This is a genomic window from Bacteroidia bacterium, from assembly GCA_016218155.1.
Taxonomy (GTDB): Bacteria; Bacteroidota; Bacteroidia; order Bacteroidales; family GWA2-32-17; genus GWA2-32-17.
The window spans coordinates 155,838-169,302 of the sequence record JACREQ010000032.1 but is presented as its reverse complement, the minus strand read 5'-3'; the positions used below and the strand labels follow the sequence as shown (position 1 = coordinate 169,302).

The following is a 13,465-nucleotide window of genomic DNA, read 5'->3' as shown; positions in this document are numbered from 1 at the left end:
AAATAAAAAGAGCGATTGTTTTCACAATCGCTCTTTTTATTTAATTCCTAATTAATTTTTATATTTCAATCTCTTCCCCACCCGACTCAAAAAAATGATACTCTAAAAAGGTATATGATGGGTCTGATTTAATCTTTATTATTTTCTTATATTGTAAACTCCATTTAAATCTTTGTGACATTAGTCCTTTTCTAAGGAAAGCCGACACAAACGGATGAGTTTTTAATACTAATATCTTATTTGTTATTTTCTTAACAAGGTACTCAATATTGCTTTCAAGCTGGTCAACAAAAACTACAGATGGCGCAATTTCACCCGAACCATTGCAGGTAGGACATTTTTCTATTGTTATAATATTTGTTTCGGGGCGTACACGCTGACGTGTAATCTGCATTAAGCCAAACTTACTTAAAGGAAGGATATGATGTTTTGCATGATCTTTCTCCATCAATGTTTTAACATGATCAAAAACCTTTTGTCTGTTTTCGGAATCATGCATGTCTATAAAATCTATAACAATGATCCCACCAATATCACGCAATCTTAATTGTCTGGCTATTTCATCAGCAGAAAGCAAGTTTACCTCAAGTGCATTACGTTCCTGATTTTGCTCACTAACTGATCTGTTTCCGCTATTAACATCGATAACATGCAGTGCTTCGGTATGTTCAACAATAAGGTATGCACCAGATTTCATTGAAACTGTTTTACCAAAAAGCGACTTTATTTGTTTATCTACGCTAAAATGCTCAAAAATTGGTTTTGTGCCTGAATAATATTTAACAATCTTTTCTTTTTCAGGTTCAATACTCTTAATATAATCTTTAACCTGAGTATATAAATTTTCTTCGTTTATATGAATATTACTAAATGATGGATTTAGCATATCACGAAGTATAGCTGAAGTTCTATCAATTTCACCAATAATTAGCTTTGGTGGCTGAACTTCTTTAATGTTTTTAAAAGCATTTTCCCATTTTTGTATTAATTCACGTAACTCATTATCCAGTTCTGATAATTTCTTACCCTGAGCAACAGTTCTTACTATTACTCCGTAATTATTGGGCTTTATGCTTTGAATCAGCTTTTTTAATCTATGTTTTTCTTCGGCTGATTCAATTTTCTGCGAAACAGATACTTTATTTGAAAATGGTATCAGTACAAGGTTTCTGCCTGCTATTGAAATTTCTGAAGTTAATCTTGGTCCTTTTGTTGAAATTGGCTCTTTTGCAATCTGTACTAAAATTGTTTGGCCCGATTTTAAAATATTTCCAATTTTTCCATTCTTATCAATATCCTCACCTACACGATATGTATGTAATGAAGTATGAACTTCATTACTTGTTAATGCTTGATTTACATATTTCTGAAGGGTTAATACCTGTGGTCCTAAATCCAAATAATGCAAAAAAGCATCTTTATGATAACCTACATCAACAAAAACTGCATTAAGTCCAGTCATAATACGCTTTACACGACCAAGATAAATATCACCTACCGAAAAGCGTAAATTATTTTTTTCTTTATTTAATTCAACGAGTTGCTTATCTTCTAAAAGTGCAATCGATATCTCATTTGAAGTAACGTTTAAAACAAGTTCTCTAGTCACATCTTAATTATTAATAATACTAACTAATATAAATACAATAAACCTATAGAACAAAAGTACTATAGGTTTATTATATTAACTTAACAAACACAAGTAAATTACTAACGAATTTTCTTCTTGTGTCTATTTTTCCTTAAGCGTTTTTTACGCTTATGAGTAGACATTTTATGTCTTTTTCTCTTTTTTCCGCTTGGCATAACAAATTTTCAGTAAGATACTGATTATTTTTTAATATGAGATTTAACTTTGCTTGAAAAAGATTTAGCAGGTTTGAAAGCAGGAATAAAATGTTCTGGAATAATAATAGTTGTATTCTTAGAAATATTCCTAGCTGTTTTTTTAGCTCTCTTTTTAATAATAAAGCTACCAAAGCCTCTTAAATAAACATTGTTACCTTTTACCATTGATCCTTTTAAGGTATCCATGAATGATTCAACTGTTTTTTGAACAGTTACTTTTTCGATTCCAGTGTGTTTGGAAATCTCGTTTACGATGTCTGCTTTTGTCATTTTAAAATAGTTTTTATTTTTACAACTGTTTACTAATAATATTTTTCAGTCGGCAAATATAGCAGTAAATTTTAATTCCAAAAAATATAATTAACATTTTTTGTTTCATAATTTTTTAATTGTCTGATATATGTTGACCAATGCTTAATATTCTGTGACGTATTAATTTGCTGGTATATAAACATTAAAGTTAAGCTATTATTAAACTAGCAATGTATAAAAGTTAGTAATAACCAAAATAGCTTAACATATGCCTTGTGTATCTAAACCCTTATCTACAAAGGCTTTTTAATTACAATACAATAATGCCTATAATTAATATGAGAATAAATACATTTTTATGATTCATTAAATTTTATTTATCTTTGAATATAAAAAATTCAAACTTAATATGTCTGTAAATAAAGTAATTTTAGTAGGTAATGTAGGAAAAGATCCTGAAGTTCGTTATTTGGAAAACAATGTTGCAGTTGCCCGTTTTACACTTGCTACAACAGAATCTTATAAAAAATCAACCGGAGAAGTAGTTAAAAACACAGAGTGGCATAATATTGTATTATGGAGAGGTCTTGCGCAAGTTGCAGAGAAATATGTAAAAAAAGGCAGTCAATTATATATTGAAGGAAAAATCCGTTCACGCTCTTATGATGATAAAGACGGGAATAAAAAATATTTTACCGAGATAACAGCTGATAATATGACGTTATTGGGGAAAAGAGAAAATTCTGATGATTTTCAGAATAATGGCACTAACTCTATTGTTCAAAATGATGTAGCAACAAATCAGATTGACATTAACCAGGGTGCTCCTACTGACGATTTACCTTTTTAATTTAAATATTATTTAATTGGAAGCCGACCCATTTCCTTCGGCAATGTTAATTTGTAACATTGTGCTGAATAATATCACTTTCGGACAAATATCCGGAATAATTGTAATTATAATTTTAATTATTCTTTCAGGAATGATGTCTGCCAGTGAGGTTGCTTATTTTTCACTTACTCCTTCAGAAATTGAAAAATTAAAGAAAAAACCAAATTCTAAAGGCAACAAGATTCTTAAATTGCTTGACAATCCTGAAAAACTTATTGGAACTATTTTAATTGCAAATACCTTTGTAAATATTGGAATTGTTATTATTTCCACATGGGTTTCTACTGCAATTTTTAATTCCTATTTCCCAAGAGCATCAAATCTTGTAATATTTATTTTTCAGGCAGTAGTTATTACATTAATTATATTATTTTTTGGAGAAATTTTTCCCAAAGCATTTGCAACTCAATTTAGAATGAGAACTGCGAATTTTATGGCCACAACTATTACATTTCTATCCAAGCTACTATTTCCTATCACATTCCTTCTTGTTAAAAGCTCAGATGTAATAAAACAAAGAGTGCAAAGGCAAACAGCTGTGTCAATAAACGACTTATCACACGCTATTGACCTTGCATCAACAGAACTTAGGGATGATGAAAAACTTTTAAAAGGTATTGTTAACTTTGGTAATACTGATGTAAAGGAAATAATTATTTCCAGAATGGATGTAGTTACCGTTGATATGAAATATCCATTTTCTAAGGTAGTTTCTATTATTATTGAATCAGGTTATAGCAGAATTCCAGCAATATCAAATAGTTTTGATAATGTAAAAGGAATACTATATATTAAGGATTTGCTACCACATATTCACAAAACTGAGTTTCGCTGGCAATCTCTTATAAGACCTCCATATTTTATACCCGAAACTAAAAAGATTAATGATTTACTTGAAGAGTTTCAGCTTAAAAAAATTCATATGGCAGTTGTAATTGATGAATATGGTGGAGCATCTGGTATTGTTACATTAGAAGATATTTTAGAAGAAATAGTTGGTGATATTGATGATGAATTCGATAAAGAAAATACAAGTTTTGTAAAAATCTCTGAAACAGAATATCTTTTTGAAGGAAAAACACTTTTAAATGATTTTTACAGAGCTGTTAACGTAGCCGACAACTATTTTGATAGTATTAAAGGAGAAGCAGAAACTCTTGCCGGATTAATTCTTGAAATTAAGGGAAGCATTCCTCAAAAAAATGAACTAATTAAAATTGAAAAAATAAATTTTAAAATAAAATCTGTTGATAACAGAAGAATAAAACAGCTAATTGTAAATCTTGAAAAAGATTCAACAACTTAATTTTATGAAAACACTATACTTGTTTTTAGTTTCAACTTTATTACTGCTCATATCATGTAATCAGGACTATATTCCTAAACCAGCCGGATATTTCAGAATAGATTTACCCGAAAAAAAATATCAGGTTTATGATAAAGACTGTCCATACACTTTTGAATATCCATTGTATTCACAGGCTCATGTCAGCGATCAGACAAACGCACTACCTTGCTGGTTAAATTTAAATTTTCCGGATTTTAAAGCCAAAATACATTTAAGTTATATTAAAGTTACAAGCGACTTAAATGAAGCTATAGAAGAATGTAGAACTCTTGTATATAAACATGATATTAAAGCCGATGCCATAAAAGAAGTTCCATATTCAGATTCAATTAACAAAGTGTACGGAACCTTATATGAAATTAAAGGAAATGCTGCCTCCAGCATACAATTTTATGTTACCGACAGCTTAAATAACCTGGTAAGGGGAGCATTGTATTTTGAGGTTAAACCAAATAAAGACAGTCTGGCTCCAGTAATAAATTTTCTTGAGGAAGATATTACTCACATTGTAGAAACCATACGCTGGAAATAACAAAATGCCTAAAGTTGAATACATAAAAAATGATTCTGATTGTATAATTGCCCTCTGCCCTATTATTTCTGAGGATTTATCGCTAAATTATTCTGATTTTTATACCCAGATATTTAAAAGTATAAAAAGAAAAAAAGAATGGCAAACAACTCATTTTATATTAGAAAATATTTTTCATGCTAAAACTACATATAGTTATAACAATATTTTAAAGCCGGTATTAATTGATAAATCTGATAACATTAGCATTTCACATTCTCAAAATTATGCTACTGTTATTACCAGTAAAAATAAAAAAGTAGGAATTGATATTGAAGAAATAACTCCAAGAATTCATAAAATAGCTCATAAATTTCTTCACACTTCCGAAAAAGAATATTTAGAAAATGAAACTCAGAAAACCGAAATGCTCTATTTAATATGGTGTGCAAAAGAAGCCATTTATAAACTTTCCGATAGTTTTCTGGAATTTGACAGAGATATTATTATTGAAAAATTTACAATTTTTAATAAAAGTAAATTAAATGCTAAGGTAATATTTCAAGATTCTTTTATAAATATTGAATTACAATATATTGTTAATGATAAATTTGTTATTGTATGGGTTGTAGAAAGTTAACACAAAGACACAAATTTCACAGAGATACACAAAATTAATAAAACTTTTTTTAGTTCTCTATTTTAAAATGGCCGAAGAATGTGGAAGCTTACAAACCCACCACCGTCATTCCGTTCTCCGCCGCGAATTGTTTCAGAATCTTCACACCACTCAATACATTTCACTCTTTTGTAAACTTTGTTAGCAACACATTATCTCCACTCTCCTGCTTTACCAAATATAACCCCTTTGCAAGTTTTTCGGTATTAAAAACAAACTCATTTTCAGTTGTTTTGGTTTGTAATATTGTTTTGCCAGTAATATCTATAATGCTTAAAGTATTTATTGCGTTAGGCTCTTTGTTAAACTTTAAATTAAGTTCGTTAAAACATGGATTTGGGTATATTGTTATAGTTTCATTTTTGTTTTCATAAAGTGCATTTATTCCAGTCCAGTTCTCATTAAATAACGAATCCGTTGTTACGCATACATCATCTATAAAATAATATGCCATAATTCCATCTTTGTCAATCAAAATGTATTCTGTGTTTGAATCATCAAAAAAATTGCCAATCATAATATAATTATAAGCAGAATCGGCAACAAATGATCCTGATATTTTTGTCCAGTTAATAGTGTCGGTAATAATACTATCTGTATACACATGAGCAGAATTTGTAATGGGCACTGGAGCACCCCATGAATATGGAACAGTAGAAAACTTAACTCCCATTTTATTAATTGCAACTGTGGTCATGTAACTATTAACCTCACCTCCTAAATTAATAAATAATGAGACATAATATTTTTGCCCAATAATTAACGTAGATATTAAATTTGAGCCAATATATTCTCTAGCATTTGATGCTAATAGATACGCTGAATACATTCCTGAATAAGCACTGCCCGTATGTGGAAATTGAAACCCTGCATAATTATTTGGTGGCATGATGATTTGGTTTGAAGAACAAGTATTAAAGTAATCTGGAGTTTCTCTAAACGAATTCCAGTGATTACATAAATACATTAAACCTGCATCATATGGACAAGTAAGATTATCTTCAAAACTTGGATTGATTACTATGTTTTGAGAAAAAGAATTGCAGGAGATGAAAATAAAAACTAGAAGAAACAATTTCATGATATATTATGAATTTAATATTAAAAGGAACCTGCAAAAGCAGGCTCCTAAATTAATGTAGTTTATTTAATAATAACAAGTTTTTTGTAAGAAACTTTATTGTTAGAAGTAAAAATTGAATAATATGTACCTATCGACAAATCAGACAAGTCAATTTTTATAGAACTACTTACAGGTCTATCATTATAAACTATTCTTCCTGTAATATCGCTTACAATAATATTATCAATTGTTGCATTACTTTCTGTAGTAATTTCAAAAGTACCATTACTTGGGTTGGGGTTAACCTTTACCAAATCATTATTTACCACAGAAATAGAATCGTTTATCAACTGAGGGTTTACCGGTCGCAAGTATGTTGCATTGGTTCCGTTATCTCTAAAGCGGGCAACAAATGCATCGGTAGTTCCTGTGGTTGAAACCATTTGCTGCGATCCGTTTTCAAGGTTAATAGTACCGTTAAAAGCTCCACCAATATAAAACATATTATGTGTATTATCGAAAACCACTGCATTCGCTGATGAAAAGCTACCGGAGATTCCGCTAAAGATACCCTTATTCCAAATGCCACTTAAGTTTGAATTGAACTTTGTAATAAATTGATTTTGTGTTGTACCTATAGCAAGACTAATTTGAAAAGGGATATCGAAGTAAAATGCAGAAGAAGCAAAAGTACCTGAAACAAAAACATCACCGGTTGTAGTATTTACAGCCAGCTTTGTGGCCCAGTTTGCAGGATCAGCTTGTGGTGATAGTTTAAGATTAGAAGTATTCCATGTTATGGCAGTAGAAGGGCTAGGGTAAACATATACAAATGCCTGCTTGTTTGCAGTACTATTCTGGTTATAAACCGACTGATAATATCCACTTAAAAACAATTTGCCACTATAGGTAGCCATATCAGTTACTCCGAAGTATTGTGTTCCGGTGCCCAGTCTCGAATAATTCTGATATGCACCTGTGGTAGCATTTACCCACCATAAAAACGATACATTACCATAAGTAGAATTGGCGGTCATTGATGTAAAATATAATTTTCCACCATTGATGTCATTTATAAACTTCATATTAAATCCCCAATCGTTCAAGGTATTTGGCGCTCCATTATAATTATTAAAAGCCCATTTTAATTCGGGTTTACTTAAAGTGGTGTTCCAATCATATTTTGCAATAAATAAATCAGCATAAGCCGATGCATTAGTCAAAGTGGTGTTTGTAGCAGTTACCGGATTTAAAAAGTTTATGGATGTGCCCATAAAATCACCAGTAATAAATGCTGTCTGCCCTTCGGTCGAGAGCCCTAATGCATAATCTAAGGAATTCCCACTCGAAAAAGAAATCTGATCACTTCCATTACTGCAATACAAATTGCCTGGATCAAGATATGCTAGGAATATATCTGAATAATTCGTATTTGGTAGAGCCGGTAACCCATTAGTGAAATTCATTGAATAATCGTAAATACCTGCAACAACAATTTTAGTTAAATTTCCACTGCCATCAACTAATTTATCAATTTGAAATCTACCCGTTTTGACTGGCGAATTATTAGCATAAATAGGATCATATAAATACCCATAAATTTTTCCATCTATTGCATGTCCACAATAGTCTAATTTTACAACGTAAATCCATCTATACCAATTCCAATAAGGGCTAAATGATGTGCCAAGATTATATGTAGTTGTACCCAATGTAAAATCTCCATTTGCCATACCAATTGCATAAATATAATTGTTGTCGTAAACCATATCACAAATTTCCTGATAACCGGTAGTGTTTACCATTTCCCAAGGCCAACCACTAGTTGATGAATTTGTTAAATTGGTTAATGATGAAACAGTGCAATTATTTTGATCTGTTATCGTAAAACCATAAGAACCAGCACACAAGTTAGTTGCTGTAGCTGTTGTTTGTGGAGGTGTGGTGTTCCATAAATATGTATATGGTGGAGTGCCACCAGTTGGATTAAGGGTAATCTGCCCATTACAAACTCCATTACAACCTGGTTGAGTTTTGGTTATTGTATAACCAATATTAGTTGGCTGAGTAATTGTTACAAAACTAGATTTAGTACATCCTACATCATCTCTGACTGTAACAAAATAAGTACCGGCGCAGAGGTTAACAGCTGGATTTGTTGTTTGTGAATTGCTCCATAAATATGTATATGGTGGTGTTCCACCAATAATAGGTGTATTAACCGTAGCCTGCCCATTACATTGTCCATAACATTGTACACTAGTTGGAGAAGTAACTATTGAACTCATAGGATTCGGTGTTACATTAATTGTTACAGTTACAGGCAATCCGGTACAACCGTTAGCTGTTGGAGTAATAATAAAAGTAGCTGTTCCTGGAGAAGAACCAGTTGTATTTAAAGTTTGAGTAATCGGGTTTGATATACCTGATGCCGCACCACCTGTTACAGAATTATAGGTTGCAGTCCAACTAAATGTTGTTCCAGGCACATTGCTATATAAAATAATATTGGATGTACTACCTGAGCAAATGTTGCTGAAGGCATTAGTTGTTACTACTGGTATTGGATTCACTGTTACATTAACAGTTGATGAACCTGTACAGCCAGCAGGATAAGTCGCAACAACAGTATATGCTCCAGACGATGTTGGAGTGACAGTGGTATTCTGACTATTTGCCTGAAACCCTCCCGGACCTGTCCATTGGTAGACATATGATGGTCCATACGTTGATGTTAGATTTACACTTGCTCCCAAACAAACTGTTGATGGAGACGCAGAAGCTGTAATTAAAGGTGAGTTTAATTGATAAAATTCAATCTCATCAACAAGCAAATCATCTCCACTACCGCTAATAGGTGGCCAGATCCACAAATCAATATTTGCTGTAGATGAAGTTGCAATCCATGTTCCGCATAATTGGTACCAGACATTAACAGAATTATTTCTAGGGATCAATGTCCCTGGAATAACATCTATGCCGTTAATTCGAGCTTTAAATTCAGGAATAGAATATGTAGTAGACGCTTCCGTATTTGGATTTCTGACTTTTACAAGTAAATAATACCTCCTGTTAATTGTTAATCCAGTTATAGTTTTCCTTAAAAAATATGATAAAGGACTACTTCCATTTACACACAAGAAAGGGGCTCCAGTTGTAGTATTATTCCAAGAAGTTACTGCAGCATTTGAGTTATTTACAATAGTAATTGCGCCTGTGCTAAGCAGCCCACTAGGTGTTTCATATGCATATGTGGATTGAAAACCAGTGGTAGTACCAGTAGAGAAATTCCAATTCTGACCTACAAGATTACCTGAAGAGTAAGGGCAAGTATTATTACAATTAGAAACCGGTGGTGGTGGATTTACGTCATCAATTGATTTAAATAGATTTAAATTAATATTAGTATTAATATTCGAACTAATAATTTTCAAATAATACTGATTACCAGAAATAAAGCTTCGATAATTAATAGATAGACTATCAGTTTTACTTACAATTACTGTTTGCTGTGAGCAACTACCAGAAATTAAATCAAGGGACTGTACATTTGGTCCATTAAAAATGTCAATATTATATGAATCTGATTCAGGAATAAACGAAATCCAAAATGGCGAACTACTAATTAGTATACTTCCTGTAAATTCTCCCTCGCTATTAAGCGATAGCAAATATGGGTTATTGCAACTAGACCCCGTTTGTGCATTAATGTTAAGTATAATCATTAATGCTGTAAAAAAAGTTAGAAATAGTTTTTTCATTTTTGCTGTTTTTAATTATTACATATAAACATTATTTTTTAAAACACATACCGCTTTCGTCAGACATTTGATATTTGTTACAATAAAATTATGTTGACGCACAAATTGCCATTTACCTTGAATAGCTTGATTTGTTATTTATTTTTCTTTATTCTTTTAAATGATTAATGATTTTAGTTTTTTAATTATATGCATTTAACACCCCATAGTCGAATAACTTTAATTTAGTAACCACAAATAGTTAATTATTTTTTATCATACATTATATGTGCCTGTATACATGCGTAATAGAATAATTATATTTTTTATCTACTAACCTTTTATTTATATATTAAAAAATACTTGTAGGTTTGTAAAATGAATCTATATTCTAAGTTTACTACAAAAAACAAAAAGCTGGCTTTGCTTATTGATCCTGACAAAACATCAGGTATAGAGGCGGCAAAGCTTGCCAAAGAAGCTGAAGCAAATTGGTTCAGTTTTATTTTTGTAGGTGGTAGTTTAGTTACCGAACCGATTGACGAATTAGTTGAGAAAATAAAAAAATCATGTAATATTCCTGTTGTTTTATTTCCCGGAAGTCCGTTTCAGCTCACACCAAATGCTGATGGCTTATTACTTTTGTCGTTAATTTCAGGAAGAAATCCCGAATATTTAATTGGTCACCACGTTAATGCTGCACCGGTAATTAAAAAGTATAAACTGGTAACAATACCCACAGGATATATATTAATTAATGGAGGAAAGGTTTCTTCAACAGAATACATGAGCAATACAAAAGCAATTCCTGCTTCAAAAATTGACATAATAAAGTCAACTGCGTTAGCGGGAGAAATGCTCGGGTTAAAACTTATTTACCTTGAAGCAGGAAGTGGAGCTAACAATTCCGTTTCAGAAGAAATAATTAAAGAAGTAAAAAAAACTGTCTCAATACCTTTAATTGTTGGAGGTGGAATTAACGATGCCAAACAATTAAACTCAATTTTTAAAGCCGGAGCTGACATTGCTGTAATAGGCACTGCAGTAGAAAAAGATAAAACTGTTATAAAAAAACTTGGAAAGGTTTTAAAAAACTAGAAATAAGCAGTATGTCATTCTGAGCAAAGCGAAGAATCTAGACACGTACCAGATTCTTCACTCCGCCGCAGCGGAGTTCTGAATGACATCATACTTTTTGCCATCTATTAACTAATAAAATCCAATTTCCAGTCCTACACTTAGCTTAGGCAATTCGAATTTCGAATAAATAAACATTTAACACTCTGCCTTCCTTCGAATCCAATCAGGAGTATAAGAAGCGCTTATTGATTCCACTTATTTCCATTTAGTCCTTATATAAATTGTATATGTAACTTCAATCAACTTTTAGATAACTCTTCAAATAATGCTTTTTGCTGATCTGTTAAGTTTGTTGGAATTTTAATGTTATATGTTAAATATAAATCTCCAAATTGCCCCTCATTTTTATAAACAGGAAATCCTTTTCCTTTTAGCTTTATAATACTACCATTTTGAGTTTCTGGTTTCACATTTAGTTTTACTTTTCCATCCAATGTGTCAATTGTTATTTCACCACCTAAAACTGCAGTAAATAAATCTAAATCTTCAGAAGCATGTAAATTATTTTCAATTCTCTTAAACTTTGTATTATTTACAATTAGAAATGTTATGAATAAATCACCATTTGGTCCACCATTAACCCCATTACTTCCATGTCCTGTAATTTTAATTGTTTGTTTGTTTTCAATACCTGCCGGAATTGTAATTCTTATTTTTTCCTGGTTAACAGTTAATGTTTGTTTATGAGTCCTATATGTATCGATAAAATCTATATGCAATTCTGCATTATAATCTTCTCCTTTGTATTTTGCCTGTCTACCTCTACCCATACCACCTGACGACCCGCCAAACATTGATTCAAAAAAATCTGAGAAATCAGCTCCAGATTGATGTCCTTGATTTCTTTGTCCACTAGTATTTGCATATTGTTTTTGACTTCGTTTTGTATTTTCAAATTCATCCGCATGCTGCCAATCATTTCCATACTGATCATATTTCTCGCGCTTTTTGGGATCACTTAGCACCTCATTAGCCTCGTTTACCTGCTGAAAATTAGCTTTTGCCTTTTTATCATTAGGATTTAAATCAGGATGATATTTTCTGGCCAATTTTCTGTAAGCATTTTTAATGTCTTTAGGAGTTGACGTTTTTGTAACACCTAATACTTTATAATAGTCTACAAAGGTCATTTGATTATTGTATTATGTTAGAATGGCATTCTTTGCTTAAGTTTGAAAAGCTTATATATCTCAAACCAAATGATACTTAATAATCCAGTTAAACAACAGATTATCCTTTAATGCATCTAGAGTTTTTTCAGTTTTCTTTTCTTGAAAAAACTCAATTCCCATTATTACAAATACGAAACCTAAAAGCATTAATCCTTCTTGCACATCACCCAAAAATAGATAAAGAGCTCCACAGGCAACTAAAAGTATAAACATAGGCTCTTTAACTACTTTAAGAGCTATTGAAAAAAAGTTTTTTGGTTTTGAAGATGGTAAATTGTTATAACCTTCTGCCAGTAGCTTTTCTCTAGCCTTACCGGCACTAAGTCCCTTGTACTCCTTTAATGCAATATTAGAGTTCAATTTACCTGTTATTTTTAGTCGGAATTATAAATAGAGGTTTAGTTGTATGACGTAAAACCTTTTCTGTTACACTTCCCATAACAAGGTTCTCCAACCATTTCTGACTAAGAGTACCCATAACAATTAAATCAGCATGCGATTCTTTTGCAGCCAGTAAAATAGAATCAGCAAAGTCGCCTTCTTTTATAATAGTTTGAATTGTATCATCACCTAAATGCTTCTTTGTTTTATCAAGAAATTTTTGAGACGCTTCATTCAATTCACCAATACTGTCTAATTGCATTGGACCCATACTCAGATATCCTATTGAATAGTAAACATATTCAACTACAACATGAATCAAAATTATTTCGGCTCCAATTGATTTAGCTAATGAGAATCCGGTCTCAGCAACCTTTTTAGCAGTTGGACCATAATCAAGAGCTATCAACACTTTTTTTATTTTATTTACTTTCATATT

At 31.4% G+C, this 13,465-nt stretch carries 12 protein-coding genes; 5 read left to right on the top strand and 7 right to left on the bottom strand.

The window, feature by feature from the left end; translation table 11 throughout:
* Window positions 1-58 precede the first annotated feature (58 nt).
* Entirely contained in the window at window positions 59-1,609 is a 1,551-nt protein-coding gene (locus HY951_05440; GenBank protein MBI5539481.1) for an Rne/Rng family ribonuclease, read from the bottom strand.
* Between the two features lie 221 nt (window positions 1,610-1,830).
* A complete protein-coding gene (locus HY951_05435; GenBank protein MBI5539480.1) occupies window positions 1,831-2,118 on the bottom strand; it encodes an integration host factor subunit beta in 288 nt (95 codons plus the stop codon).
* A 391-nt stretch (window positions 2,119-2,509) separates the two neighbouring features.
* On the opposite strand from HY951_05435, the gene ssb reads away from it, so the two are divergent.
* From ssb to HY951_05415, 4 genes are all read left to right on the top strand, one after another.
* The gene (ssb, locus tag HY951_05430) at window positions 2,510-2,950 is read left to right on the top strand and encodes a single-stranded DNA-binding protein (GenBank protein ID MBI5539479.1); all 441 of its coding nucleotides are present in this window, start codon (window positions 2,510-2,512) and stop codon (window positions 2,948-2,950) included.
* A 112-nt stretch (window positions 2,951-3,062) separates the two neighbouring features.
* Window positions 3,063-4,298, top strand: a complete 1,236-nt coding sequence (gene gldE, locus HY951_05425; GenBank protein ID MBI5539478.1) for a gliding motility-associated protein GldE — start codon at window positions 3,063-3,065, stop codon at window positions 4,296-4,298.
* 4 nt (window positions 4,299-4,302) lie between these two features.
* Window positions 4,303-4,872 carry a gliding motility lipoprotein GldD gene (gldD, locus tag HY951_05420; GenBank protein ID MBI5539477.1) on the top strand — a complete coding sequence of 190 codons (570 nt, stop codon included), beginning with the start codon at window positions 4,303-4,305 and terminating at the stop codon, window positions 4,870-4,872.
* A 4-nt stretch (window positions 4,873-4,876) separates the two neighbouring features.
* Window positions 4,877-5,491 carry a 4'-phosphopantetheinyl transferase superfamily protein gene (locus HY951_05415; GenBank protein ID MBI5539476.1) on the top strand — a complete coding sequence of 205 codons (615 nt, stop codon included), beginning with the start codon at window positions 4,877-4,879 and terminating at the stop codon, window positions 5,489-5,491.
* Between the two features lie 160 nt (window positions 5,492-5,651).
* Here HY951_05415 and HY951_05410 read toward each other — a convergent pair whose 3' ends face one another.
* Window positions 5,652-6,611: a T9SS type A sorting domain-containing protein gene (locus HY951_05410; protein ID MBI5539475.1), complete on the bottom strand. Its 960-nt coding sequence runs from the start codon at window positions 6,609-6,611 to the stop codon at window positions 5,652-5,654.
* A gap of 62 nt (window positions 6,612-6,673) precedes the next feature.
* Complete coding sequence (locus tag HY951_05405; protein ID MBI5539474.1) at window positions 6,674-10,354, bottom strand: T9SS type A sorting domain-containing protein; 3,681 nt, start codon at window positions 10,352-10,354, stop codon at window positions 6,674-6,676.
* 357 nt (window positions 10,355-10,711) lie between these two features.
* On the opposite strand from HY951_05405, the gene HY951_05400 reads away from it, so the two are divergent.
* On the top strand, window positions 10,712-11,431 hold the full coding sequence (locus HY951_05400) for a geranylgeranylglyceryl/heptaprenylglyceryl phosphate synthase (protein MBI5539473.1): 720 nt from the start codon (window positions 10,712-10,714) through the stop codon (window positions 11,429-11,431).
* Window positions 11,432-11,712: 281 nt separating this feature from the next.
* Here the strand turns inward: HY951_05400 and HY951_05395 are convergent, their stop codons facing one another.
* From HY951_05395 to HY951_05385, 3 genes are read right to left on the bottom strand one after another with little or no spacing between them, the layout of a single operon-like run.
* A complete protein-coding gene (locus HY951_05395) occupies window positions 11,713-12,603 on the bottom strand; it encodes a J domain-containing protein (protein MBI5539472.1) in 891 nt (296 codons plus the stop codon).
* 60 nt (window positions 12,604-12,663) lie between these two features.
* On the bottom strand, window positions 12,664-13,005 hold the full coding sequence (locus HY951_05390) for a hypothetical protein (GenBank protein ID MBI5539471.1): 342 nt from the start codon (window positions 13,003-13,005) through the stop codon (window positions 12,664-12,666).
* 1 nt (window position 13,006) lies between these two features.
* Window positions 13,007-13,462, bottom strand: coding sequence for a universal stress protein (locus tag HY951_05385; GenBank protein ID MBI5539470.1), 456 nt, complete (start codon window positions 13,460-13,462; stop codon window positions 13,007-13,009).
* Between the last annotated feature and the right edge of the window lie 3 nt (window positions 13,463-13,465).

Coding starts and splice junctions, on each gene's coding strand:
- HY951_05435 (MBI5539480.1), bottom strand. CDS start 2,118: ATGACAAAAGCAGACATCGTAAACGAGATTTCCAAACACACTGGAATC.
- ssb (MBI5539479.1), top strand. CDS start 2,510: ATGTCTGTAAATAAAGTAATTTTAGTAGGTAATGTAGGAAAAGATCCT.
- gldD (MBI5539477.1), top strand. CDS start 4,303: ATGAAAACACTATACTTGTTTTTAGTTTCAACTTTATTACTGCTCATA.
- HY951_05415 (MBI5539476.1), top strand. CDS start 4,877: ATGCCTAAAGTTGAATACATAAAAAATGATTCTGATTGTATAATTGCC.
- HY951_05410 (MBI5539475.1), bottom strand. CDS start 6,611: ATGAAATTGTTTCTTCTAGTTTTTATTTTCATCTCCTGCAATTCTTTT.
- HY951_05405 (MBI5539474.1), bottom strand. CDS start 10,354: ATGAAAAAACTATTTCTAACTTTTTTTACAGCATTAATGATTATACTT.
- HY951_05400 (MBI5539473.1), top strand. CDS start 10,712: ATGAATCTATATTCTAAGTTTACTACAAAAAACAAAAAGCTGGCTTTG.
- HY951_05395 (MBI5539472.1), bottom strand. CDS start 12,603: ATGACCTTTGTAGACTATTATAAAGTATTAGGTGTTACAAAAACGTCA.
- HY951_05385 (MBI5539470.1), bottom strand. CDS start 13,462: ATGAAAGTAAATAAAATAAAAAAAGTGTTGATAGCTCTTGATTATGGT.